This window comes from Natronococcus pandeyae (assembly GCF_008122205.1).
GTDB lineage: Archaea > Halobacteriota > Halobacteria > Halobacteriales > Natrialbaceae > Natronococcus > Natronococcus pandeyae.
This window is the reverse complement of sequence record NZ_PHNJ01000004.1, coordinates 288951-313886: the sequence shown is the minus strand read 5'-3', so window position 1 is coordinate 313886 and position 24936 is coordinate 288951. Positions and strand designations below refer to the sequence as shown.

The 24936-nt window shown below is 61.9% G+C and carries 24 protein-coding genes and 2 tRNA genes; 11 read left to right on the top strand and 15 right to left on the bottom strand.

Annotated features, from left to right (window positions below):
* Positions 1–207: 207 nt before the first annotated feature.
* The 4 genes from CV102_RS10345 to CV102_RS10330 all read right to left on the bottom strand — a co-directional run bounded on the left by CV102_RS10345 (position 208) and on the right by CV102_RS10330 (position 3750).
* On the bottom strand, positions 208–1548 hold the full coding sequence (locus CV102_RS10345; protein WP_148857919.1) for a ribonuclease J: 1341 nt from the start codon (positions 1546–1548) through the stop codon (positions 208–210).
* 330 nt (positions 1549–1878) lie between these two features.
* The gene (locus CV102_RS10340; protein WP_148857918.1) at positions 1879–2880 is read right to left on the bottom strand and encodes a hypothetical protein; all 1002 of its coding nucleotides are present in this window, start codon (positions 2878–2880) and stop codon (positions 1879–1881) included.
* A gap of 15 nt (positions 2881–2895) precedes the next feature.
* Positions 2896–3090, bottom strand: coding sequence for a DUF4177 domain-containing protein (locus tag CV102_RS10335; protein WP_148857917.1), 195 nt, complete (start codon positions 3088–3090; stop codon positions 2896–2898).
* Positions 3091–3675: 585 nt separating this feature from the next.
* Positions 3676–3750 (bottom strand) — tRNA-Val (locus tag CV102_RS10330).
* Positions 3751–3933: 183 nt separating this feature from the next.
* On the opposite strand from CV102_RS10330, the gene trpD reads away from it, so the two are divergent.
* Genes trpD through trpG form a run of 4 tightly spaced genes read left to right on the top strand, consistent with a single transcriptional unit; the run spans position 3934 to position 7938 of the window.
* Positions 3934–4962, top strand: coding sequence for an anthranilate phosphoribosyltransferase (gene trpD, locus CV102_RS10325; RefSeq protein WP_148857916.1), 1029 nt, complete (start codon positions 3934–3936; stop codon positions 4960–4962).
* The gene (locus tag CV102_RS10320; protein WP_148857915.1) at positions 4959–5618 is read left to right on the top strand and encodes a phosphoribosylanthranilate isomerase; all 660 of its coding nucleotides are present in this window, start codon (positions 4959–4961) and stop codon (positions 5616–5618) included. The genes trpD and CV102_RS10320 overlap by 4 nt, the downstream gene beginning before the upstream one ends.
* Entirely contained in the window at positions 5615–7318 is a 1704-nt protein-coding gene (gene trpE / locus CV102_RS10315; RefSeq protein WP_148857914.1) for an anthranilate synthase component I, read from the top strand. The genes CV102_RS10320 and trpE overlap by 4 nt, the downstream gene beginning before the upstream one ends.
* Entirely contained in the window at positions 7315–7938 is a 624-nt protein-coding gene (trpG, locus tag CV102_RS10310; protein WP_148857913.1) for an anthranilate synthase component II, read from the top strand. Before trpE ends, trpG begins: the two co-directional genes overlap by 4 nt.
* A 158-nt stretch (positions 7939–8096) precedes the next feature.
* Here trpG and CV102_RS25910 read toward each other — a convergent pair whose 3' ends face one another.
* The gene (locus tag CV102_RS25910) at positions 8097–8267 is read right to left on the bottom strand and encodes a hypothetical protein (protein ID WP_187432928.1); all 171 of its coding nucleotides are present in this window, start codon (positions 8265–8267) and stop codon (positions 8097–8099) included.
* A 437-nt stretch (positions 8268–8704) separates the two neighbouring features.
* Here CV102_RS25910 and CV102_RS10305 point away from each other — a divergent pair, with 437 nt between their 5' ends.
* The 3 genes from CV102_RS10305 to CV102_RS25905 all read left to right on the top strand — a co-directional run bounded on the left by CV102_RS10305 (position 8705) and on the right by CV102_RS25905 (position 12527).
* A complete protein-coding gene (locus CV102_RS10305) occupies positions 8705–11818 on the top strand; it encodes an adenosylcobalamin-dependent ribonucleoside-diphosphate reductase (protein ID WP_148857912.1) in 3114 nt (1037 codons plus the stop codon).
* 155 nt (positions 11819–11973) lie between these two features.
* The gene (locus CV102_RS10300) at positions 11974–12291 is read left to right on the top strand and encodes a carboxypeptidase regulatory-like domain-containing protein (protein ID WP_148857911.1); all 318 of its coding nucleotides are present in this window, start codon (positions 11974–11976) and stop codon (positions 12289–12291) included.
* A gap of 62 nt (positions 12292–12353) precedes the next feature.
* On the top strand, positions 12354–12527 hold the full coding sequence (locus CV102_RS25905; protein WP_187432927.1) for an HVO_2523 family zinc finger protein: 174 nt from the start codon (positions 12354–12356) through the stop codon (positions 12525–12527).
* Here the strand turns inward: CV102_RS25905 and CV102_RS10295 are convergent.
* The gene (locus tag CV102_RS10295) at positions 12500–13276 is read right to left on the bottom strand and encodes a TVP38/TMEM64 family protein (protein WP_148857910.1); all 777 of its coding nucleotides are present in this window, start codon (positions 13274–13276) and stop codon (positions 12500–12502) included. The two genes, CV102_RS25905 and CV102_RS10295, sit on opposite strands and share 28 nt — an antisense overlap.
* 93 nt (positions 13277–13369) lie before the next feature.
* On the opposite strand from CV102_RS10295, the gene CV102_RS10290 reads away from it, so the two are divergent.
* Entirely contained in the window at positions 13370–13753 is a 384-nt protein-coding gene (locus CV102_RS10290; RefSeq protein WP_148857909.1) for a DUF5830 family protein, read from the top strand.
* Positions 13754–13779: 26 nt separating this feature from the next.
* On the opposite strand, the gene CV102_RS10285 is transcribed toward CV102_RS10290, so the two are convergent.
* A complete protein-coding gene (locus tag CV102_RS10285) occupies positions 13780–14826 on the bottom strand; it encodes a DUF7115 domain-containing protein (protein ID WP_148857908.1) in 1047 nt (348 codons plus the stop codon).
* A 102-nt stretch (positions 14827–14928) separates the two neighbouring features.
* On the opposite strand from CV102_RS10285, the gene CV102_RS10280 reads away from it, so the two are divergent.
* Positions 14929–15080: transfer RNA gene (locus CV102_RS10280), tRNA-Met, on the top strand.
* A gap of 451 nt (positions 15081–15531) precedes the next feature.
* Here the strand turns inward: CV102_RS10280 and CV102_RS10275 are convergent.
* The 5 genes from CV102_RS10275 to CV102_RS10255 form a co-directional block, all read right to left on the bottom strand.
* Positions 15532–16137: a hypothetical protein gene (locus CV102_RS10275; protein WP_148857907.1), complete on the bottom strand. Its 606-nt coding sequence runs from the start codon at positions 16135–16137 to the stop codon at positions 15532–15534.
* Between the two features lie 341 nt (positions 16138–16478).
* Complete coding sequence (locus tag CV102_RS10270; protein WP_148857906.1) at positions 16479–17207, bottom strand: hypothetical protein; 729 nt, start codon at positions 17205–17207, stop codon at positions 16479–16481.
* The gene (locus CV102_RS10265; RefSeq protein WP_148857905.1) at positions 17204–17407 is read right to left on the bottom strand and encodes a hypothetical protein; all 204 of its coding nucleotides are present in this window, start codon (positions 17405–17407) and stop codon (positions 17204–17206) included. The genes CV102_RS10270 and CV102_RS10265 overlap by 4 nt, the downstream gene beginning before the upstream one ends.
* Positions 17394–17603: a hypothetical protein gene (locus tag CV102_RS10260; protein WP_148857904.1), complete on the bottom strand. Its 210-nt coding sequence runs from the start codon at positions 17601–17603 to the stop codon at positions 17394–17396. Before CV102_RS10260 ends, CV102_RS10265 begins: the two co-directional genes overlap by 14 nt.
* A 302-nt stretch (positions 17604–17905) precedes the next feature.
* Positions 17906–18748 (bottom strand): hypothetical protein, encoded by an 843-nt coding sequence (locus CV102_RS10255; RefSeq protein ID WP_148857903.1) that lies wholly within the window; start codon positions 18746–18748, stop codon positions 17906–17908.
* Positions 18749–18897: 149 nt separating this feature from the next.
* On the opposite strand from CV102_RS10255, the gene CV102_RS10250 reads away from it, so the two are divergent.
* Positions 18898–20877: a WD40 repeat domain-containing protein gene (locus tag CV102_RS10250; RefSeq protein ID WP_148857902.1), complete on the top strand. Its 1980-nt coding sequence runs from the start codon at positions 18898–18900 to the stop codon at positions 20875–20877.
* A 53-nt stretch (positions 20878–20930) separates the two neighbouring features.
* On the opposite strand, the gene CV102_RS10245 is transcribed toward CV102_RS10250, so the two are convergent.
* Complete coding sequence (locus CV102_RS10245) at positions 20931–22403, bottom strand: hypothetical protein (RefSeq protein ID WP_148857901.1); 1473 nt, start codon at positions 22401–22403, stop codon at positions 20931–20933.
* A 98-nt stretch (positions 22404–22501) separates the two neighbouring features.
* A complete protein-coding gene (locus CV102_RS10240; RefSeq protein WP_148857900.1) occupies positions 22502–22879 on the bottom strand; it encodes a hypothetical protein in 378 nt (125 codons plus the stop codon).
* A gap of 166 nt (positions 22880–23045) precedes the next feature.
* Here CV102_RS10240 and CV102_RS10235 point away from each other — a divergent pair, with 166 nt between their 5' ends.
* On the top strand, positions 23046–24290 hold the full coding sequence (locus CV102_RS10235; protein WP_187432926.1) for a nucleotidyltransferase domain-containing protein: 1245 nt from the start codon (positions 23046–23048) through the stop codon (positions 24288–24290).
* 78 nt (positions 24291–24368) lie between these two features.
* On the opposite strand, the gene CV102_RS10230 is transcribed toward CV102_RS10235, so the two are convergent.
* Entirely contained in the window at positions 24369–24818 is a 450-nt protein-coding gene (locus CV102_RS10230) for a hypothetical protein (RefSeq protein ID WP_148857898.1), read from the bottom strand.
* Positions 24819–24936: the final 118 nt, after the last annotated feature.

Below are 24936 nucleotides of genomic sequence, written 5' to 3'. Positions count from 1 at the left end.
AGAAAACCGTGCTACTATCTGCTGCTATTCAGTTGCTGGCAGACGTACACGGTTACTCGTTCTTTTCGCTGACCGATTGCGAGCCGACTGCTCACTGACCAGAGGAACGCCCTACTGGGTTTTCCGGCGCGCGCCATCTCTATCCGAACAGAGTGGGATGGCGATCCTCTTATCGGATCCCACGTACCGAACCGTTCGAGAGGGAACTCACACTAACTCGATGATGTTTCCGTTCCTGGTGGTGTGAAGGTCGCGTCCGAGCGTGTAGCCCTGACTGGATGCGAGATCGACGTATCCCGAGAAGCCGCTCATATTCTGGTGTGCGGGGATGATGTTCTCGGGCTGGAGCGCGTCGAGCATCTCGTAGTGACCCTCCTGGCAGAGGTGGCCCGAAACGTGAATGTCGTCGTAGATGCGGGCGCCCTGCATGCCGAGCAGCTTTTCGGCCTGATAGCGCTGGCCCTCGTTGGTCGGCTCCGGGATGACTCGCGCGGAGAAGACGACCTTGTCGCCCTCGTCCAGTTCGTACGGCGTCTCGCCGCGAGCCATCCGGGTGAGCATCGCGCGCGGTTCGCCCTGGTGGCCCGTCACGACGGGCAGGAAGTTCTCCTTGCCCTCGTTCATGATCCGTCCGAGCGTCTGCTCGATGGACTGGCGGTAGCCGACCATCTCGACGTCCGACGGGAAATCTACGTCGAGTCGCTTCGCGGTTCCCGAGTACCCTTCCATCGAGCGGCCGAGCAGGATCGGCTGTCGATCGATATCTCGTGCGAACTCGATGAGGGATTTCACGCGAGCGATGTGCGAAGAGAAGGTGGTGGCGACGATGCCGCCGTCGTAGTCCTCCATACTGTAGAGGACGTCGCGCAGGTGTTCGCGGGCGACGCTCTCGCTGGGCGTCCGCCCCTTCTTGTTCGCGTTGGTACAGTCCTCGATGTAACAGAGGACGCCCTCGCGACCGATCTCGCGGAAGCGCTCCATGTCGATCGGGTCGCCGATAACCGGCGTGTGGTCCATGCGCTTGTCCAGCCCGTAGACGACCGCGCCCTCGGGCGTATGCAGCACCGGATTGATCGCCTGAATGATCGAGTGGGTGACGTTGACGAACTCGAGGTCGATCTCGTCGGAGTCGCCGATCGACATCGTCTCGCCGGCCTCCATCTCGATCAGGTCGTTGTCGGAGCCGAACTTCTGCTCGTCGTCGAGTTCGTCTCTGACTAACTCGAGCGTGAACGGCGTCGCGACGATGGGTGCGTCGTATCGGTGGGCCAGCTTCGAGATGGCGCCGATGTGGTCCAGGTGGCCGTGGGTCGGAACGATCGCCTGGACGTCCCCTTCCAGGTCGGACATGACCCGGTCGTCGGGGATCGCATCCATGTCGATCAGGTCGAGACTGTGCATCCCTTCCGTTCGGATGTTGTCGTGAATGAGGACCTTCGACAGGTTCAGTCCCATGTCGAAGATCACAATATCGTCACCGGCGCGGACAGCGGTCATCTGCCGGCCGACTTCCTCGTAGCCGCCAATCGTCGCAATTTCTATTTCCATTGGTAGAGCCGATCATAGCAGTCCGGAGAACACAGCTTCGCGGCCAGAATGGCCGGTTTCGGGAGAACACAACGTTCAACAACGTGAGCAAGCGTCTTGGTCACGCCCTTGGCGGTTCCAAAATCGAACGTTCCGTCCCAGCTGTGCCAAGGACAGCGCCTCTTTCGGTTAGCTGAACAACGACACTCCGCACGTAAGTACCCCCGGATTATCGATGAGGAGAGCGGACGTGAGTAATACGTGCCACGAGACTGGGCGGAGCCTGATCGGGAGCTTTTCAGCGACCAATAGGGGGAAACAGGTCGGGAATTCACAGCGATCGTCCTGATCTCAGTCTCCGCGGAGAACGAGTGGACCCATGGCGGACGTTCGTTTCGCGATCGTTGCCAGACGGAGAATGTACGAGACGAACAGCAAGAACGGGAGCACACAGATCGTGTACGCGGCACTGATCACCCACAACCAGAGATCGATTCCGAGGATGGTGCCGACGAACGTACTTCCATCGACGAGCATCACCATTCCACCAGCGACGACGAGTGCCGGCACCGCGAGATACAGAATTCCCTGTGAGAGTTTGACGAGCGACCACTGGAAGTAGAGCGTCTTGATGTATTCGCGCGCGGGTCCGTACATCGTGAGCGCCGTCAGCGCCTCAGTACCCGCATCGCGCTGCTCGCTCGTAAGACTCCCCTCGTACTCGTTCAACAGCCAGCGAAGATCGTACATCTTCCGATCGTAGTTGTAGTTCAGCGCCGCCTTCATCACGTCGAACGAGCCGAAATCGGCGTTCTCCAGATCGTCCGTCGCTACCTCCGCGTTCTCGCAGAGGTCCTCGACGTACTTTTCGGTGTGCGTACGGAGACCCTCGTCGTCGCTACGCTGTACCGAATCCTCGAACGCGCGGGCCCGATCGCTGCTCGCGTCGATTAGCTCCTTGAGGAACAGGGCGGGATTGGCAGGGCTCGGAAAATCGAGCAGGTCGTCCGTGTTCTTGTAGAAGTCCATCGCCAAGTCCATCCGACGGCGCTGGCTACCCAGCGGTCCGATCTCCTGGGAGAGAACCAGCTGATTGATCGAGACGACGAGTGTGGTTCCCGTGATGAGCGCACCGATCAACGCCTGAAACGACATCTTGACCCAGTCGGTCGTCACCATCACCTGGTGAGCCGATGGCGGGCGCGACATCCCCCAGAGCATCAGCGCCAAGAACACGCCAGCCGCCATCACCCCGGTGAGCAGCCATCGATTCATATTGAGTAGCACCCAGAGCTTGTAGCGGTTCTCGTCCGCCCGCTCCCGCATCGTGTTGTTGGTCGTGAGATCTTTCATCGTGTGACTCGAGAGTCAGTCCTCGAGCGAGCGCTCGAAGATCAGAAATTTCGTACCGCCGCCGTCGTACGAGACGGTCTCGACGAGTCGCCATCCGTCGGCAGCTAGTTCGTTGAGCCGCCTTTCGGGGTTCGAGGATTCGCGTTTCGTCAACTCGCTCGGCGGCTCGATAACTTTGTACTCCCAGTGTGGGGACGACTCACGGTCCATTTCCTAGTGAATTCGCTCAGACGTAAGTTACACTTTCCCCTGCATTTGGTAGTGCTACTGCGGTGATCGATCAGATCGCCGGTTTTGCAGATGATACTCGACTCGCCGAATCCCTCGAAATGAGGCGTCGATGCGATAGATCCACCGAAGACACTGTCTTCCGATCCTTCGAGAACAGTGCGAGTACACGTCCAGATATGAATCGAGTTGGGCCGGTTGTCTGCCGGTTGTCTCACTGTGTTCGGCGCTATCGCTCGTGATCCCGTGACGTATCGGGTCACACGTCGCTCGTCGGTATCGTCCCGTTAGAGAGAGGGTGGGACAGATTTGAACTAGATCGAGGTTCTGCGCCGACGGCGCAGGTTCTCGACCGTGGTTCAAATCTGCCCAACGTCACGATCCTGTCGCTTGCGAATTTGCTCGCGACAAAAGTAGTGGGTTGGGGCAGATTTGAACCGAAGGAAGACGTTCTTGCTCGCTCTCTCCGTTCGCTGCGCGAGCTGCGACTTCCAGGGTTCAAACTGCCGTGACAACTTTTCAGCGACGAACTCCTCGCTTCGCTCGTCGCATTGTGTCGCTGAAAAGTGGGTTGGGGCAGATTTGAACTGCCGGCCTCCTCCATGTCAAGGAGGTGTCATAACCAGACTAGACCACCAACCCGTCCTGGTTTTGCGTTCCGTGGCGTCCGTCGCCACCTCGACTACACTCAATCGTTGCTGCCCACCATAATTGAAGGTTTCGAATCGGCCGCCGTACGCGAGTCCGCCCCACGATTCTCCGACACGCTTAAGTCGATGTACTCATTTGGGCATTGTAAGACAACTACGTACATTGGTGTTTACTATGCAGGAGTTCGTCGAACGGGTTACGGACGGGCGGGATCTCACACAGAAAGACGCTCGAGCGGCCTCGAGAGCGGTGTTCGAGGACGCGACGGAGGCACAGATCGGCGCGCTGCTCGCGGCGTTGCGCGCGAAAGGCGAGACCGAAGCCGAGATCGCCGGCTTCGCGCAGGGAATGCGCGAAGCGGCCCGGACGATCGAACCCGACAGGGAACCGCTGGTCGACACCTGCGGCACGGGCGGGGACGATTACGATACGATCAACGTCTCGACGACGAGCGCGATCGTCGCCGCCGGAGCGGACGTCCCGGTCGCCAAACACGGCAACTACTCGGTTTCGTCCTCGTCCGGGAGTGCCGACGTTCTCGAGGAGGTCGGCGTCCAGGTCGAAGCCGAACCCCCGGCCGTCGAGTCGGCGATCGAACGCGACGGAATCGGATTCATGCTCGCGCCGGTCTTCCACCCGGCGATGAAGGCCGTCATCGGCCCGCGCAAGGAACTCGGGATGCGGACGGTGTTCAACGTGCTCGGCCCGCTGACGAACCCCGCCGGCGCCGACGCGCAGGTCGTCGGCGTCTACGATCCCGATCTCGTGCCCGTGCTCGCCGACGCGCTCGCGCGAATGGACGTCGATCGCGCGCTGGTCGTCCACGGCGCAGGCACCGACGAGATCGCGATCCACGGCGAGACGGTCGCTGCGGAAGTGAACGGATCCGACGTGGAAGAGTACACCCTCGAGCCCGCGGATCTCGGCCTCGAGGAACAGGAGATCGCAGCTATCGCAGGCGGTTCGCCCGCGGAGAACGCCACCGATATGCGCGGAATCGTCGAGGGCGACGTGACGGGTGCGAAACGCGACGTCATCCTCGCGAACGCCGGCGCGGCGATCTACGTCGCGGGTGCAGCCGACTCGCTCGAGGACGGTGCCGACGCCGCACGCGAAGCGATCGAATCCGGCGACGCGGCGGCGAAACTCGAACAGCTTTGCAGCCAGAATCGAGCGGATCCCCCGGAGCAGGAGATACGATGACGCGCGTGAAGATCTGTGGAATAACGACCGAAGACGACCTGGAAACTGCTGTCGACGCCGGGACCGACGCGATCGGTGTCATCTGCGACGTTCCGGTCGACACTCACCGCGAGCTGTCGCCCGACCGGGCGGCCGAACTCGTCGCGGCCGCGCCGCCGTTCGTGACGACCGTACTCGTGACGATGCCGGACGATCCGGTAGCGGCGACCGAACTGATGGATGTAGTCGGAGCCGACGCGTTGCAGGTCCACGGGACCCTCGAGCCGGCCGAACTCGCGTCGGTCCGAGAGCGGATCGACGCGACGCTCCTGGTGGCGCTCGACGCGGACGACGCGACCGCGGCGATCGCCGAGCGCTACGACGCCGTCGCCGACGGCCTGCTCGTCGACACGCCCGGTGAGGGTGGTGGCGGCGGGACCGGCGAAACTCACGACTGGACCCGAACCCGAACGGCTACGGCCGCTCTCGACTCTCCGCTGATTCTCGCCGGCGGGTTGAGCCCCGAAAACGTCGCCGACGCGGTGCGGACGGTCGATCCGTTCGCCGTCGACGTCGCGAGCGGCGTCGAGACGCGCGACGGCGGCAAGGATGCCGACGCCGTGCGAACGTTCGTCGAGCGAGCGAAGACTGCATCGACGCCGGCCCTGCAATCATGACCGGATCGCAGCGGCCGTCGGCGGAGCAGTCGACGCTCGACGTCGATCGCGAGACCTTCTGCGAACACGCCGACGATTCCGGCGATCGCCCCGTCGTCGTCCGGGCCGTCGCCACGCTCGACGTCGAGACGTCGCCGCTCGCCGCCTACGCGGCGCTGACCGGTCGCTCGAACTCGAGCGATCAGGAACGGTCGCCGTACGCGTTCCTGCTCGAGAGCGCGGAGAAGACGGCCTCGAGCGATCCGGACGGCGCGTTCCGGCCGAACTCCTCGCAGACGGACCGCCACGCCCGGTACTCCTACGTCGGGTACGACCCCGAAGCCGTCGTGACGGTCGGACCGGAGGGGACCTCGGTCGAGGCGCTCTCAGACGATCCGCCCCTCGAGTCGCTCGAGACGGAGCCCGAGGGGGACACGGTCGACGCGCTCCGGGCCGCGCTGCCGGACGTGCGCCTCGCGAACTTCCCGGATCACGACCGTCAGCACCTGGAGGGCGGACTCGTCGGCTTTCTCGCCTACGATGCCGTCTACGACCTCTGGCTCGAGGAGGTCGGTCTCGAGCGCCCCGACTCGCGATTCCCGGACGCACAGTTCGTCCTGACGACGAAGACGATCGCGTTCGACGAGCGCGACGGGACGGTGTCGCTGGTCTTCACGCCGGTTCTCGAAGCCGGGGACGATCCGGACGAAGTCTACGAGACGCTGCTGGCGGAAGCGACCGCCGTCGAGGAGACGCTCCGGGCGGCCGAGGAGCCGGAAACCGGCGGCTTCGTCCGGGAGGACGAGGTCGCGGGATCGAAGGCGACGTACGAGGAGAGCGTTCGGCGGGCCAAAGAGCACGTCCTCGACGGCGACATCTACCAGGGAGTCATCTCGCGCACGCGGGAGCTCTACGGCGAGATCGACCCGATCGGCTTCTACGAGGCGATGCGCGAGGTGAACCCGTCGCCGTACATGTACCTGCTCGAGCACGACGACCTGACCGTCGTCGGAGCCAGCCCCGAGACGCTGGTCTCCGTGCGCGGCCGCGAGGTCATGTCGAACCCCATCGCGGGGACCTGCGACCGGGGCTCGAGCCCGGTCGAGGACCGCCGGCTGGCCGGCGAGATGCTGGCCGACGAGAAGGAGCGCGCGGAGCACACGATGCTGGTCGACCTCGCACGCAACGACGTGCGCCGGGTCGCAGAGCCCGGATCCGTGCGGGTCGACGAGTTCATGAACGTGCTCAAGTACAGCCACGTCCAGCATATCGAGTCGACGGTGACGGGCGACCTCGACTCCGACTGCGACGCGTTCGACGCGACGCGGGCGGCGTTCCCCGCCGGCACCCTTTCGGGCGCGCCGAAGATCCGCGCGATGGAGATCATCGACGACCTCGAAACCGAACCACGCGGCCTCTACGGCGGCGGCGTGGGCTACTACTCCTGGACCGGCGACGCCGACTTCGCGATCGTGATCCGGACGGCGACGGTGGAGGACTGCGCGGCGCCGCGCGCCGCGAACGACCCGCGAGCCGAGGGTCAGAACCAGCGGATCACGGTCCGCGCCGGCGCCGGACTGGTCGCCGACAGCGATCCCACAGCCGAGTACGAGGAGACCGAGAAGAAGATGGGCGGGGTTCTCGCTGCGCTCGAGGCGATCGAAGACGAGGGCGAATCGGCAGATGATCCGACCGAAACGCCGCCGGAGGTGAGCCGATGAGCGCCGCCGGAACCGATCGACGGCAACGGAGCGAGCCGCGACGGATCCTCTTCGTCGACAACTACGACTCGTTTACGTACAATCTGGTCGAGTACGTCAGCCAGCAGGAGGGGACCGAGACCGAGGTGCTGAAGAACACGGCCTCGCTCGAGGACGTTCGAGCCGTCGATCCGGATGCCATCGTCGTCAGTCCCGGTCCCGGACATCCGAAGAACGACCGCGACGTCGGCGTCTCGATGGACGTCCTGTGCGAGGTCAGCCCCGAGGTGCCGACGCTCGGGGTCTGTCTCGGGCTCGAGGCGGCCGTCTACGCCTACGGCGGTACCGTCGGTCGCGCACCGGAGCCGATCCACGGCAAGGCGTCGTCGGTCGAGCACGACGGGAGCGGCGTGTTCGAAGGACTCGAACAGGGCTTTCGCGCGGGACGGTATCACTCGCTCGTCGCGACCGCAGTGCCGGACTGCTTCGAGGTGACGGCGACCGCCGAACACGACGACGCGGAGCTCGTCATGGGCGTTCGCCACCGGGAGTTCCCGATCGAGTGCGTTCAGTTCCACCCCGAGAGCGTACTCACGGCTGTCGGGCACGACGTAATCGAGAACTTTCTCGAGTCGGTGTAGAACGGGGAGAGTCGCGTTCGGTTAGAGTCGCGTTTCCGTTCGACGACCCCTGTCTACGCTGGCCGAGACAGTGAGTGAGCGCTGTGTGCCGAACGGGGACAGCAGCTCCCTCGAGACCACTGCGGTCGAGTGTTGGTTCTATTGAGCCGACAGTCGCGTCAGCCGATAACGCCGACGGTGTACAGTCCGGCGAGCACGATCGCAGCGACGATGCCGACGCGGATGGCGAGTTTGATCGCGATGCGGACTGCGACGATCACAACCGCCAGCAGTGCAATTGCCGCCAGCGCGAGGAGGACCGCCGATCCGGATGTCAGTGGGTCTATCATACGCGAGTTCGCGCACCGAACGCACGTAATCTTTCTGGATACCGTGACAAAATCGATAGGGATACAGTCACGACACAGAACATGTTCGGACAGGTACATTCACCCCTCCGTGAAAGAGCGTACCAGGCGATTTCTCGACAGATACGACGCTCGAGTTTACTATCAGTTTGGTCTGAAAATCGTTAAGATGGTTGGTCCCGTAGCAATACGTAGGCTCCGAGACAGCCGTTTCGACGGCCCTCATTGAAGAACCGCGAAGAGTACAGTGACATCTATACAACCTAAATTGCATTACTTCAATAAGAGTGGGAGAACAACACCACGTTTTATGAGGGATGCATGAATACCGAACCTTCGTCACGAATGAACCGAACTAGGATCCGGACCCACGCCAGAATCGATGTACGGCGACGGGATAGCCACGAGGTGCCCCGCGCATGAGCGAATCAGAGCTCTCCGCCGAAGAGTTGACGCTCCCGATCAAGCGCACCGAAGGCGACACGCTGGAGGATCGCCTGACCGACAACGCGTATCACAACATTCTGCCCGCACGCTATCTCCGCAAGGACTCCGAGGGCGAACTCGCCGAAGAGCAAGAGGATCTCTTCGAACGCGTCGGAGAGAATATCGCGCTGGCAGAAGCCGTCTACGAGGCCGAAAAGCAGGGCCTCGAGATCACCGTCACGCCCGACCAGCTCAAGCCCGACCACCCGCGCCGGGACGAACTCGCCGCGGAGGTCTTCGGTGCTGGGACCACGACTGACGACGATACCGAGACCGTCCTGAGCGAGCACAACGTCAACAAGTTCGCCTACGAGACGGTCGTCCCCGAACTCCCCGACGAGGTGCGCGAGCACGTCGAGGAGGTCGCCGAGACCTTTACCGAAGGAATGGAGACGCTCTCCTTTATGCCGAACTCGCCGACGCTGATGAACGCGGGAGACGAGCTCCAGCAGCTCTCCGCCTGTTTCGTCATGTCGCCCGACGACGACCTCTCGGATATCCACGAGACGGCCAAGAAGGCCGCGGAAGTCTTCCAGTCCGGCGGCGGCGTCGGCTACGGCTTCTGGCAGCTCCGTCCCTTCGGCGACAGCGTCGGTTCCACGGGCGGCATCGCGTCCGGGCCGATCACGTTCATGCGGACCTACGACCAGCTCTGCGAGACCATCGCCCAGGGCGGGACCCGACGCGGTGCCCAGATGGGAATCATGCGCGTCTCGCACCCGGACGTCATCGAGTTCATCCACGCGAAGAACAAGGACGTCTCGCTGGCTCACACGCTTCGTCTGAACGACCCCGACGACTACACGTACACCACGTTCTCCGAGGCGCTCGAGGAGGCCCGCAGCCTCATCGACGAGGAGGGCCGCGTTCCGAAACACCTGCGCAACGCCGTCGAGGGCCATCTCTCTAACTTCAATATCTCTGTCGGCGTCACCGACGACTTCATGGAAGCGGTACAGAACGGTGAGGAGTACACCTTCACCAACCCTCGGACGGAAGAGCCCCACATCGCGACCGAGGAGACCAAGGAGATGTACAGCCGCTACGACCTCGGTGAACACGTCGAGGTCGGCGAACCGCTCTCGATTCCGGCGGAACTCATCTTCGAACGCATCGTCTCCGGCGCTCACGAGAACGGCGAACCCGGCGTGATCTATCTCGAGCGCGTCAACAAACAGCACTCCTTCGACGTTGAGGAGCAAGACGACCACCGGATTCTCGCGACGAACCCCTGTGGTGAGCAGCCACTCGAGGAGTACGAGGCCTGCAACCTCGGCCACATCAACCTCTCGACGCTGGCCGACCAGGAGGCACCCGACTGGCGCGTCTGGGCCGACGAGCACGCCGACGAGTACGACTCGCAGGCGGCGGCCGTCGACGCCTTCCTCGAGGAGGCGATCGACTTCGAGGAGTTCGACGAGCGCATCGCCTACGGCACGCGCTTCCTCGAGAACGTCGTCACCATGTCGGACTTCCCGGTCGAGGAGATCGAGGAGAAGGTCCGAGACATGCGCAAGATCGGTCTCGGCGTGATGGGACTGGCCCAGCTGTACATCCAGCTCGGCATCAAGTACGGCAGCGACGAGGGTAACGAGGTCGCCCGCCAGCTGATGACCCACATCAACCACGAGGCCAAGTGGACCAGCCACGAACTCGCGAAGGAACGCGACTCCTTCAACGACTGGGACGACTCGAAGTACGCGAACCCGACCGAGTACCGCGACTGGTTCGAGCACCAGACCGGCCTCGACGCCGATCGGTTCCCCGACGGCTTCCCGATCCGGAACCACAACGTGACGACCATCGCGCCGACCGGCACGACCTCGATGGTCGGCAACACGACGGGCGGCTGTGAGCCGATCTACAACGTCGCCTACTACAAGAACGTCACCGACGACGTCCAGGGCGACGAGATGCTCGTCGAGTTCGACGACTACTTCCTGCGCGTCCTCGAGGACAACGACATCGACGTCGACGCCGTCAAGGAGGAGGCCCAGGAGCAGATGGCCACGAACCAGTTCGAGGGCGTCGAGGGACTCTCGACCGTTCCGGACGCCATCGGTGAACTATTCGTCATCACGAGCGACCTCTCGGCGAAACAGCACGCTGCCGTCCAGTGTGCCTGCCAGAAGGGCGTCGACTCCGCCATCTCGAAGACGGTCAACGCGCCGAACGACTCCACGCTCGAGGACGCAAAGGAGGTCTTCGAGTGGGTCTACGAGAACGGTGGCAAGGGCGTCACCTACTACCGCGACGGCACCCGCTCGAAGCAGGTGCTGACGACGCGCGCCGAGAACGCCGACTTCGCCGACGAGACCGAAGCGGCCGAGGCACTCGTCGAGCAGATCGACGATATCTTCGGCGGTCTCGAGGCGTTCCTCGAGAGCGAGGACGTCCAGGACGTCCTCGGCGAGGAGATCGCGACGATCGACGACGAGGGCCGAGAACCCGTCCAGGTCGACTTCACCGAGAAACGCGAGCGTCCCGACGCGCTACAGGGCGTCAGCCAGCGCATCGACACCGGCTACGGCAAGGTCTACGTGACGATCAACGAGGATCCCGAGACGGGCCAGCCGTTCGAACTGTTCGCGAACATCGGCCACTCGGGCGGCTTCACGAACTCCTTCACCGAGGCGCTGGCGAAGGTCATCTCGACCTCGCTGCGCTCGGGCGTCGATCCGGAAGAGATCGTCGACGAACTCTGTGGCACCCGCTCGCCGAAGGTGGCCTGGGACAAGGGCGAACAGATCCAGTCGATCCCGGACGCCATCGGCACCGCGATGCGTCGCTATCTCGAGAACGAGATCGACAAGCCGTATCCGACCCAGCAGACGCTCGAGGAGTCGGCCGATGCGGACGCGGCCGTCGACGGACCGAAAACCGACGGCGGGGCTGCCGCCGCCCGTGCGAGCGACGACGATACCGACGACATCCAGGACCTCATCGACGCCGGCGAGTCGCCGGAGTGTCCGGACTGTGGTGCGCTCTCGCTGTACTACTCCGAAGGCTGCAAGACCTGCGAGTCCTGTGGCTGGAGCGAGTGCTGACGAGCGCGCACTGAGCGCACCGCTTCGCTCTTTTCGACCGAGCGTTGTTTTCGCGATGTCCCCGAGGTAGCGACGCGTCGATGGACCGTTCCGGGCCACTCGGGGCCATCATGCTCAGGTAATAGCTTTTTGCTCGTCTTGTGTGAAGAGATCACATGGGAACGACACGATCGCTCGTCCTCGAGGCCGAGACGGACGAAGTGAAGGTTGGAGACGCCGTCACCGTCCGTGTACGAGATCGGATGCATAACCCGGTCGAGGGAGCAACGGTCATCAGTCGGCGAAAGAAGGTTCAGACGGACGAAACGGGACGGTGCCAGCTAACCTTTCGTTCGCCTGGCTTCTGGACTATTACCGCGATAAAATCCTCGACGGAAGAGGTTACGTACAGACCGGGGACGACGCTCGTGCGAGCGATCACCAGACCGGCGGCGTTCCAGCGAGTTCATCGGATCGCCACCTACTCAGAGTGACCGGTTCGGATCGGACGACGGAAACCATCAGCACTTAGCACGCACCGACGGAACGGTCTCGTATGTCCGGTGACGACGGGGGAGCTGGCGCCAACGACGGGTCGGGGAGTCGAAACGAGGGAGCGACCGGTGCCCCGACCTGTCCGCAGTGCCAGGCACCGCTGTACAAGCGACACTGCAAGTACGTCTGTCCGCAACACGGGACCGTCTACGACTGCAGCGATCCTTTCCGGTAGCGTCTCACCCACCCGTCCGCAGAACCGTCCGCGGATCGGTTCGCGTCACCGGCCCGCGGTCGCGTCCACAGGCGACGGGCGACGGGACCCGCGACCAGGAGGAGCGCGGCGACGCTACACGCGAGCGTCAGCGCGACTCCCAGTTCGCCGAACCCGCCGACCGTGACCGTCGCCGCCGACGCGCCGACGACGACCGCCGCGACCGTCCACGGGAGTTCGCCGAGCACCGTCCCGATCACGAGGTGACGGAGTCGGACGCCGCTGACCGCCGCCGCACACGTCGAGACGTCCGAGGGGATCGGTGCGAGCCGCGAGGCGGTGACGCCGCGGATCGGTCCCGCCGTGTCGTAGTAGCGCCGGACGGCGCCCTCTGTGCGCTCGAGGAGCCGTCCGATCCGTTCGGAAACCGGTAGCCCCATCGCTCGAGGATCGTCACAGCCAGCAAACCAGCGAGCGAGGACAAAGACGGGAATCACGGTCGCGGCGACGCCAGCGAGCGCGATCGGAACCCCCATCCAGATGCCGTAGCCGTAGCCGACGACGACCGCGAGCGGCGTCGTCGGCAGGGCGAACAGCGGTCGAACGAGGTAGAGACTCGCGACGAGGAGTCCGAAATAAATGGGATCGGTCGCCACCGACTGGGCGACGTTCACCACCGTCGACGCCGAGACGAGAACGCCCGCGGTCGTGATCGTCCCGAGGAGGAGCACCCCTGCGAGAACGCGCGTCGACGCTTGCGGCATCGTCATCGACCGCTGTTCTTTCTCGACCGTTGAAACCTTTGTGCCTCGCAGGACCGGGCAGCACAACGTTTATTCGACCCGGCATGCCAGCTTTGACCGATGGGCGCTGACGAGGACGCGGTCGACGCAACCGACGACCGCGTCGAGCTTGGACTGGCGTTGCTCGAGCGACTCGAGCACGAGTCGCTGTCGCTCGCGGACGTCGTCGATCGCATCGAGACCGTCACCAGCGATCCCGCGGTGACCCGGACGATCCTCGATCGGGCGGAGCTTCGCGGCATCATCGAACGCGAGGACGGCATCGTCCGGCCGAAGAGCCGGCAGTACGTTCGATTCGATCAGGACGTCATCACGAAGGAGGGCGACTTTTCCTGCCGGCGCTGTGGCTCCGGACTCTCGACCGGCTACTTCATCGACCTCGAGAGCGGCGAACTCGGTCCGTTCGGCTCCTCGTGTATTCGGAAGGTGACGGGCCGGGAGTAGCCGAGGCGGAACCGGGCGAGAAGGCGTTACCGACCCTGTCGAAGTTCGGTGATCAACTGCTCGATCGTCTGCTGTTGTTTCTCGAGGCGCTCGTTTTGCCGTTCGACTGCCGCCTCGAGTGTCTCGAGTCGCTCGAGAACTTCGGGGCTCGGGGCCGGGCTGGTATCGGCCGTCGGGTCGGGATCCGACTCGTCCGCGAGGTCGTCCATCAGCGGCTGTGACTCGAGCGTCGTCGCCTCAGCTTCGGATCGGTTCGATCGAGGGTCGGCGCCGCCGGACTCGTCGGTGACCTGCTCGCCTGCTCCGGACTGACTCGTTGCGCTGGCGGTTGCCGCCTCCCCTCCCTCGTCGTCGGGTTCGGGTGGGTTTGCGTCGAGCGGGTCGACGCCGTCACCGAAGTCGACCGTTCCGTCGTCACCGTCGTCTTCTTGCTCCTCGCCGAGAACGGTGTTGAGTTCGGCGAGCGACTCGACGTCGTGGTACTCGAACAGCGCTCGCTGGAGTCGTTCGCGGATGTCGTCCGCCGCGTCGTTTGGCGCCTTGATCCGCTGTGGGCGGCCGTCGACTTCGAGGACGATCTGCGTCGCGACGCTTCCGTCCTCAAACGAGAGGTTCGTCACGTCGTCGAACTGGTACTCCTCGTAGTCTTCGTCCCAGACCGCCTCACCGATGTGCTTGACGAGGCGATTGCTCGTGAGGATCAGCGTGAGTTCGCTGAACCGGTAGATCTTGGCGACTGTCTCGTCGGCGCTGGTGATTCCGTTACCGTTCAACACGCCGGCGAGTATCGGTTGCAGGACCTCCTCGGTCTTGCTCGCGGGAACCGCGAACTCCACGGGGTCGTCGAGGGAGTACTCGATCGTGAACGAGGTCTTGCGGCGCCCTTCCGAGATCGTAATCCGATCCGCGTCGTGAGGGAACTGCTTGATTCGTCTCGTGCTCAGAAGTCCTTCGGCTCGATAGACGATGCTGCTCGACGGGGTTACAAAAAGTTCGTCGTCGCCGCCGATAGAGACTCGCGTGACGATCTCCTCGCCATCGAGAGCAGACTGAACGAGGCCGGGAACGGTCATACGGCGGGTTTGGTAAGCGCAGGTGATAAATCCGTGGGTCCACGTTGCACGGCCGCCGTGAATGGGAAGGTTAAAGAAACAGACCGCACTACGAGAAGATGAGCCCGGGTGGCTTAGCTGGACATAGCGCCGCACTCATAGGGTTCAGAGATTCGGTGCGGTTTCGCCTTGGAAGCCTCCGTGTCCCATAGAGGACTGCCGAGCCTCGAACCTGGGACATGCGGAGATCGAGGGTTCGGAGCCCTCCCCGGGCATGCTTCTCAAAGACATCACGAGTCGTAGACGAGTGATACCGCTGAGAAGCATGTCCGGCTCGCTCCGGACCCGATGGTCTTCACCGAGCGTATCGAGGCGCTCACGGCGTGAGCACCTCGGAAATGCGAGCGGCGAAGCCGTGAGCGAAGCGAGGTGAAGGCAGGAAAGACGAACGGAGTGAGTCTTTCCGTGGTTCTTCGCGAGTGAAACGAGCGAGCGAAGGCTCGAGAGAGCTTTGCTCTCTCGTCGGTTCGGAGCCCTCCCCGTAATATTACTGGTTATTTCAATTGGTTCACCGGTACGGATCGGTACGTCTTCGTCGCGAGGACGGTGTTGTTGACGTTGCTGGCGAGCGCGTCGAGAGAACCGGCGGGCCGGGTTGAGGGCGGTAACGACGTCGCCGTTCTCGAAGACGCCGCCGATCCTCTCGAGACCGTTCACGTAATTTCATCAACTTTCGATATCTTTAGCGAACATCGAACCGGGATCTCGGATCCGAACCGTCTCTGGACTGGGACAAAACCGTTGGCTTTCGACTCGTCCTTCGTCGAGTACCGGTGTCGAGTCCAATTGGTCGACGGGTTCGGTATATAGAGTTACGTCAGGATCGATAATTGTGATTGACGAGGGGTTTTCGAACAGGAGCACTGGATCCATTTCGACGACGACCAGTGATGGATCATAGATCGTGAGTTCTCGCTCTGATTTTTCCGTCCTGTGTGGATCTTGTACGATGAGTGCAACTGGTCGTTCGATCAGAACGTTGTCATCTCGCACAGTAACCTGTTCGGGAACGTTTTCGGTCGACAAATCGGACCAGGAGACCATTTCCAGCAAATCTCGCGACTCAGAGACAGTTCGCCTATCCGAGTCTTCCTTGATCGCGTAAAAAAACAGGAGATAAAAGACGGCTAGCCCGATCCATACCACAACGAGAAGTATCAGTATTGGCGTCATATGTGATCGGATATCTGGAAGTAGCGGCTCTGTAGACTCCAGTCTCGTCGGTATCGACAGAGCCAGTAGAGCGACCGCTTTTTTCTTCGCGTTTCCCATACGTCAATATTTGTCCGTTTATAGTTAAAGCTTAATTCAAATGAGAAGATCTTCAGAGCCGATTTAGAATAGTGCAATTGTACTACTATCCGCTGATAGCGTTCTTCTCTGGTTTGGCGGAATCGGGGGCAGTGTCTGAAATCCGTCCTTCAGCGTGCCACAAAATTCGGTCCGGAGTGTCGCCAATCGAGATGTCCAAGCGCATTTTTGGTATCGAAGTGAAGGGTATCCGACCGAAACGTACCGGAGAACGCAGACTCCTCGGACGTTCCTTCGACGTGACGATGCGTATCCCTGCCGTGAACGGCGAGGCTTTGGGCCTGCTCAGCCGATTTTCGTGATCAGTATTCGTGGTATTTTAGCAGTTCCGCGGCAATATCGCCGTATCGTTCCTCTCGGATCAACTCGAGGACGACATCGTCGGCCTCGAAGAAAATCTTCTCGAGGTGGTCTCTGAACACCGTGTATTGCTCGTCGTCGCTCTGAACGGTCTCGAATAGTAACCGACAGCGATCCCGGTAGTACGGCGGAAAGTTCCCCTTCTTGTCGAACACGCAGTGGGGGACGATATGTGCCAGTTCGTCGCACGGTTCGGGAGCGTAGAAACAGTCCTTCTCTTCTCGCTCCGACAACATTCGTTCAGTTACGGACGGATGAACGGGGATTCGTTTGTCGTTCATCGGCGACTTGTATGCCAAATTGTCCCGGAGATCGAGTCGCTGGGTACCGCGATCCAGTTTTAGGTTCCTGTGCCTCCGGTTCGACGTATCCGTGCGCTTCACTATGGCCACTAACGCCTGCTGATCCGTGGCTGCGAGGCGAGCCGCCGTCACGGGTTTTCGGATCGCTTGACGGCCGAGCTTTGATAACTGCCGTGATCTGGTTTTGGTGTTTCCGAACCCGGCGGCTTTACACACGTCAACGCCCCGCTCGTACTGACTCTCCTCGAAGATAACGTCGACGTCCCCGTTTTCGTCGACGGTCCGTTGTGGGAGGTGATCGTATTTCCTCGGGATGACGTATTCGATTTCTGCCGCGTTTAATCGTCTGAATACGTCTGCGTACGTCATCGATCCAGTTCCTTCACCTCGATCAGGTTCTCTTTCCCTTGCGAGACGACTTCGGCGAAGTGGCGCAGTTCCTCCGGCGTCATGTCGATCCTCACGTTGTCTACGTGGAGATGTATCGTCTCCGTCTTGTTGAGTTCGATCGTACAGTCAGTCCCGTCGGAAAGGTCGAAGTCTGCGAGGACCCGTTCAACGATTCCCATCGTCCAACACCTCCGTGGCAGTTTCACACTCTTCGGCGAACCGGATGAAATCAGCTACCGAGAACTCGAGTCGAACGTTCCTGTAATGAATATGTATAGATTCACCGACGTTATCGTCGACGACGAATTTCCCGGCATATTTTTGTGGTGCGTCAGGGATGTCGCCCTCGGCAAGGACGTAGCTAAAGACGTTCATACTTCTCTGCTCACCTCCGCCTCACCTAAGTGTTATCTCTCTTTCATTTTTTCGGGAAATTCTCGACAGATCACTGTACAGAGCTGGGTTTTCTGCGTCCATTGAAGATTTAGAGCGGGACCGAACCGTGGACCGAAAGTAGATGGGGTGTCGGTGACCTCGCACCAGAGTCCCAGCCTGTCAATCGTACCGGTCCTAAACGGGAAGTCGGCGGGAAGCCACACGTCAAAACGGGAGGGTATCTCGCTCGCACTCACGACGGCGTATAATAACAGAACGAGGTCGGTCTCGTCGTTCGGTTCCTATCCACATCTCGATCCCGTTCGCGCGGACTTGCGTTCGCCACTCAAAGGGGTGATATCACGCAAATCGGGGTGATCGAGGTGTCGTCTGGCTTCCTCGCTCAACGCGGCGTCGGAATCAGTCGACCTGATTTCGTCTCGAATCGCCTGCCATTCGGCGTGGCGAGTACGAACGACGACCGGTATCCGATCGATCTCGAGGAGCCTCGCGATCGCCAACCGGTGGCGTCCGGAGGACTTCTTCGCCAGGGAACCGTCGCTGTAGATGTTGACGGCCACTTCGTTGAGTACCGGATGAATCGCGTCGTTGTTCGCTACGGCGGTCGTCCTCGGGTTTTCGGCCAGCAGCTCTCGCTGCGATTTGTACCCTTCCCGTTCGATGCGGCGGTAGAGGTCGTCGATCGTCTCGAAGTACTCGCGTAGCTCTTCCGGTGATCGTCCCGTCCGTCGCCGCACATCGTCCAGTTCTGCCCGATACAGCTCTGTTTCCTCCCACGGCACTCCGTCGCGGTACCGCCGCTCGAGCGAACGATACACGATATCGTCGGTAAACCGTTTGCGGTCGCGATCCCAGTTTCCACCTCGGACGCGCCCGATCCCTCTCGGTTCCCCGTGATGATAGTACTCGATTCGCTCCGGAGAGACGTAGATCGGCTTGAGGGGATCGGCGTCGGTCGTGTTCGGCACGAGTCGTAGCCACAGCCGGAACCACCACCGGATCCCCGTTGTGGAACCCGGGAGAGACGCGATCATCAGCGCGAGGTATCGAAACAGTTTGTGGCGGACGTACGTCTGCCCGATGGAGAGAAACCGCCGAACTCCGCGCCTTCGGAGAAGGGCCATCGAACGACGATAAAGCGACTTCATAGGCGCGTCTCCCATGTCAGCACTAATAATACGGTGACCCTCTCCGGATCTCCCGAGGCGCAGAACTGGCGAACACGTGATAGTACGCCTGTAGTATTATATAGTTCTCTGGCGGAGGGAGGGCCATGCGTCGTAGGAGCTTTCTCGCTACGCTCGGCGCCGGAATGCTGATCAACATCCCTCAAAACGTCCGTGGTAACGTTCATTCCGAGGGTGGAATCTCGTTGCGAAACGATCCGTACGCCGACGTCGAGTGGGACGACGTCGGCAGACACCGGGGGGAGTTTCACGTTCACACGACAGCAGGCCAGTATCGATGGAAGCCTCACGAAGCGATCGATCTCTACAATGAAGAGTACGACACAGACATCCTTGCGCTCGCTCCGAAGACGCCGAGTCCCGATCACTGGCCGTGGACTCACCTCTCTCATTTCGGCGAGGAGGTCGACCAAGAGTGGGAAAACCGCGATCCCTGGGAACTGGGAATGATAGACGTCGAGGGTGGAGAGAGCACCGATCACGAGCACATTATACACATCGGATCGCGATCGATCTCCGCCGAGGACAACGACGAAGTCTTCGAGTACATCGCCGACTTCGACTCATACGGACTTTTTTCCCACCCCGGGCGGGCCTGGGAGGGACACGAGACCGACGACCTCGCACACTTCTTCGAGACCTACTATCCCGAAGCGCTGGGTATCGACGTCTGGAATCAGGGGTATCGATCGGACGATCGCGAACTCTGGACCAACCTCAACCGGGAGTTCCTCTCCGGTATGTACGAGATCGAACGGCCGATATGGGGCTTCTCAAACGACGATACGACGCGCGACGAGGAAGGCGATACTGGGTCCGACGTAGACACCAACTGGAACGTCTTCCTGCTCGATGAACTGACGCGCGAGGCGTTTCACGACGCCCTCGAGAACGGCCGCTGGTACATTCAGGTCCAGCCCGAAGTGGGTGCGGAGGCACCGACGATCGACGCTATCGAACACGACGCCGACGAAAAGACGCTAACGGTCGAGGCCGACAATTACGACGAGTTGCGCTGGCTCGACGAGAACGGCAGTACTATCGAGACCTCCGAGACGTTCGCGTACGGACAGACGAATCCAGGAGTCTTCGCGCGAGTCGAACTCGAAAGCGACGAGGGTGAAGCGTCCTCGCAACCGTTCCAGTTCAATCCAGCCATCGGCCGCTGGCCCCGTGAAACGGGGCACACCGAGGCGACGGATCGGGTAGAGACCGTCGCCTGGTCGGACGACCTCTTCGCCTACGGCGGTCGAGACGGAGGTCTCCACGTCCACGAAACCGGAGACGAGTGGGAGCACGTGGAGTCGATCCTCCTGAACGCCTTCGTCCTCGTCGCCCGCTTCGACTCGGACGGTGACCGTCTCGGCCTCGGATCCGACGACGGCGAACTGATGATCGTCGATACATCCTCGTGGGAGGTCCTCGAGACGTTCGACGAGGTCGAGTCCGATCTCGAGGGATTCGCGTGGTCACCGAACGATTCCGCCGTCGCCTACGGCGGCGAAGGGGGGGAGGTGTACGTACGCGCGGTCGAAGACTGGTCGCCCGTAACGACGCTCGAGGAGGGTGACGTGCGAGTCGAAGGCGTCACCTGGTCGGACGACTACTTGGCTTACGGCGGTCGAGACGCCGAGGTCCACATCCACGAGATCGGAAGCGCTGACGGCGACGGCTGGGATCACGTCGACACCTTCGACGACGCCGACGAGATAATCGAGGCGGTCGAGTTCAGTCCGAGCGGCGACGCGATCGGATACTGCAGCCGGGACGGTCGCGTGTACGTCCGCGAAACCGACGAATGGGAACTTATCGAGACGATCAACGTCGGATCGATGGTTCGCGATATCGACTGGGGCGGCGAAGACGACTGGCTCGCCTGCGGAAGCGACGACGGCGCGCTCCACGTCTACGAAACGGACGCGTGGCAACTCGTCACGACGCTCGACGACATCGCAGAACGCTGCTACGCAGTGTCGTTCTCGGCGGATGATGCGTACCTCGGTGCGGTCGATTACGGACGTCCGTACGAAGCCCACGTCTACGCGACGCCCGCGAACGATCGGTGACGCGACTCGACGAAACCGACGCTCCCGGAGGACCCTCGACGGCCGAACGCGGATCACGAGACGAGATCGCTCGTCTCGTTGTCGGACCCTTCATCGAGCACGGATCGGTGCGCGTAGGCGTCGTATGCAGTTCCGGAGACGCGATTGGCTCGACTGTAGGCGTCTAACCAGAGTGCGTAATCCGCGCCACGGTCGCCGTCCGTGTCGGACCGACCGAGGAACCGAACGTCGTTCCCGGCCGTCGGTTCGGGTCCAGCGCTTCCCACGTGGACGTGCGTCTTCTCAAGGTCGTCGAACGGTTCGTCGGTAGCCGCCCACGGATCGTTCGACGTCACGTCGACGATCGCGCTCCGCGTCCGATCGATTCTGACCGGCAAGCCGCTGACGTTCGAGGTGTTGAGTTGAAACCGCCCCCCGGCACAGTTGTCGAGGGTAATCGCCGGTTCGGTCGGGTGGGATCCTCCTTCGTCCTCGAGGATGATTGTGGCCGAACCGTCCGTCACGTCCTGGATTCGGACCGCCTCCTGATGATCGACGACTGCACCGTCCTCGTCGACGTCGCCGACGAATCCGACGTGTTCCGAGCCGTCGTCGCGTGTGATCGTGAGCGTGAAGTCCTCGACGGTCGCGCGCAACGGCGTGAACTGACAGTTCTGCGGATTGATGCCGACGAGTGAACCACGTACCGTCGGGCCGGTTTCGGTCCACTCGAGAATTCTGCGGTGGGGGCCGCTCTCGGCGCGGACGGCACCCCGTATCACCGTCTCGAGGAAGACGTCCGTCTCGTCGCTCAACCCCTCCAAGTAGACGCCGGAGGTGTGGGGCCGCCGTCCGACGCCCGAACAGCGAACCGTGTCGATCTCGTCGAGGAAACAGAAACTGTGCCGACCGGTGTCCTCACAGACGCAGTTCGAAACGGTGACGTCGGGAGCGGTCGCGCCCGTAACGCAGATACCGTCCTGTGCAGTGTGCTGGACGGTCAGATCGCGGATCACCGCGCGTTCGTTCACGTTCCAGGCGAGGACGCCGTATCCGTTGACGTGGTGGACGTGCCCGCCGAGGACGCGAAAGGTGCGCGGCCCCGGATCCTCCCGGTGAAGTTCGATCGCGCTTCGACGATCCGTGTTGTGGTCGTAGTCCGGGTGCAACTGGTGAAAAACGTCCTCGTCGTCGTTATATGGGTTGCGCACGCGGAAGTTGACGAGCGTGAGGTCGTACGTCGAGTCACCGTGGACTTCGAAGACGTGTGTGTCCTCGTCCGGATCTGCGGGCTGTTCGACCCACGAGTCACCCAGCCACTCGATGACGAGGCCGTCGTTCTCGTCGGTATCGATCCGGATGTCGTCCTCCTCTTTCGTGTCGTCGACGTAGAGGTGTCCGTCGCCAGCGGCGTCGACCGCCGCCTGAATCGAATCGTACTGGTTCGAGTACGTTGCGGTCTCGTCGGCCCGCGACGACCGGCCCCGTTCGGCGGGCAGCGCAAGTAACCCAACGGTAGTCGCCGAGACGAATCGGCGGCGCCTCATAAGGGCGGTTCTCCGAACGGACCAATAATACTACGGGGTGGCGCGACCGGGTTCGTCACTCATCGTCTTTTATGATGTGGATCGCTCGTATCGCTTCTCTAGAGTTCGTCACCGTCGCCTTTCACTTTCTGCCGGTACACGTACCACTCGCTGAGCGCCGTGACACCGATCAGAATCACGACGGAAACTGCCGCAATAAGCTCCGAATCGGTAGCGTCGAGACGGTCCAGAGTATGATGAAACCAGAAGAGGTCCGCCCAAGGTGAGTCGTGAAATTCCTCTAGGCGGTTCTGAGCGATCGGGCTGAGCCGGTACACGTCGGGGATCATCGCCCACCCGCCGCCGATCAAAACGACGGTCCGCGGGTACGGGATCAACGAGAAGACGAAGGTGACCAGTACCGTCGTCAGCGTTGCGCCGACCGCGAAGTGAGTGAGGGCCATCGACATAGGTAGTCTCTCACCGATCGACGGCATGAACGGGCTACCTACGTTTCCCGCTGGACGAACGTCTCGACGGAGTGGAACTCACGAGCGACGGGATCCACCAAAAGCTACAACTGTTTTGCAGGTGTCGAGTAACTGCGAATCTGCCGTTGCGGACACAAATTTCCGCTCGATGTGGCGGTTCCGTGAGCAAGCGATGATCGAGAACTACTGGCAGAGCCGACGATGGTGGGTCGACCGGTCCGCCATCGATTATCCGTCGAACCCGTCTCTGGAGTTCGTCGTTCGGAGCGTTCTGGCCGACAGAGCAGCGGAATGTGACAGGCGACTTCACGATCTGTCAGAACGATCGGACCTCAATTGGGAGACCGTCGAGCGCATCGCTCGCTTCAACCAGATCGTTCCACCGGTGTACAAGGGAATCGCTGCGACCTGTCCGGACCGGGTTCCGAAAGAGGTTCTGTCGGCGCTTCGCGGTCGGTACCGGACGAACGCCGTTCGGAACCGGTATCTGGTTGGTGAACTGCTTGAGATCCTCGAACAGTTCGAGAGCCGGGGGATCCGCGCGATCCCGTACAAAGGTGCGGTGCTGGCCCGAGCCGTCTACGACGACCTCGATCGACGGACGTTCGTCGATGCCGATCTGCTCGTCGCCAAAGAGGATCTCGCCGAAGCCGCGTCGACCCTCACTGAACTCGGCTACCGGTGGTTCGATGCCGCAGACGAAAGACAACCGCCGCTCGGACCGGTCATCGGCGGGCCGCTCGTCCCGCCGCTCACCGACGAGTGGAAGTTCGACGGCGGCGACGCGGTCGTCGAAGTCGGCTGGCAGTTACACAGGCCGTCGGCGCCGATCGATCTACCGTTCGACGACCTCTGGGAGCGTTCCGTTTCGACGTCGTTGTCTGGCGACGACGTCCCGTCGCTCTCGCCGATCGATCGGCTACTCGTGCTCGCTCATCACGGCTCGAGACACCAGTGGGCTCGACTCAAGTGGATCTGTGACTTCGCGGAAGCGGTTCGCGCTGAAGATCGTCTCCCCTGGCACGCCGTCGTGAAACGAGCGAAAGCGGCCGGAATCGAACGCCGGCTTCGAATCGCGCTGGGGCTCTCGATGGTGCTGTTCGACTGTCCGAAACGACCCGTCGCGAGGCGGATCGCGGTCGACGACGACCGAGCGGTCGCACTGGTCGGGAAAATCCTCGATCGGTACTGGACCGATCCCCTCGGTGACCCCGGCGCCGCGGCGACCTATCTGTTCGACGTGTGTTCGACCGATTCGATCGACGACGCCCTCGTCGCGGCGACGGGTCTGTTGCGTCCGACACTCGCGGAATATCGGCGCGTTCCGCTCCCGCGAACCCTGTATCCGCTGTACTATCTCGTTCGGCCGCTTCGACTGCTCGGACGAGAGATCACGTCGACGTCTGAACATCGATAATGGCCTGCTTTCGATCGACCGACCGCGCCGCGCGTCTCGGCTACGGGCGACTTCGTTCCGGTCCCCGATCTCGTCGGGTCAGTCCGCGTATTCGATTTCGATCGCCTCCCGGTCGGCACGTGGGTGCCAGACGACGACGTACGCGGGGATCGTCTCCATTCCGAGCGTCTGTGCGGCGGCTATCCGATGGATACCGCCGACCCAGCGAATCAGTTCGTTGTTTCTTCCGACCGCCAGTCGCGGCTCGTCAGGTAACTCGACGGTACGGATCGTTCGGGTTTCACCGTCCAGTTCGTGTTGTTCTTTGTACCCGTCTTCCATCGAGGCCAGCAATTCTCGAGCGGCTTTGTCCCGGGGCGGTTCGGTGAGCGATTGGTACGCGTCCGAGTACTCTATCGGAACTTTCCACAGATCCCAGGTCCCGCGGAGTTCGCCGACTACCGCGTTCTCCCCGTAGACAGGAACCAGGTTCCTGTCGACGTTCGATTTCCACTGAACCTGGTCCGGATCGACCTCTACCCGCAACATTTTCGACGTATCGAAGTCACACCGGAATCGGTACACGAGTCGAACGTACGCCCAGTACAGCTGTCGGATCCTGAAGTACAACTGCCTGCGTATTCTCGACAGGAGAGCGGTCGTTCCC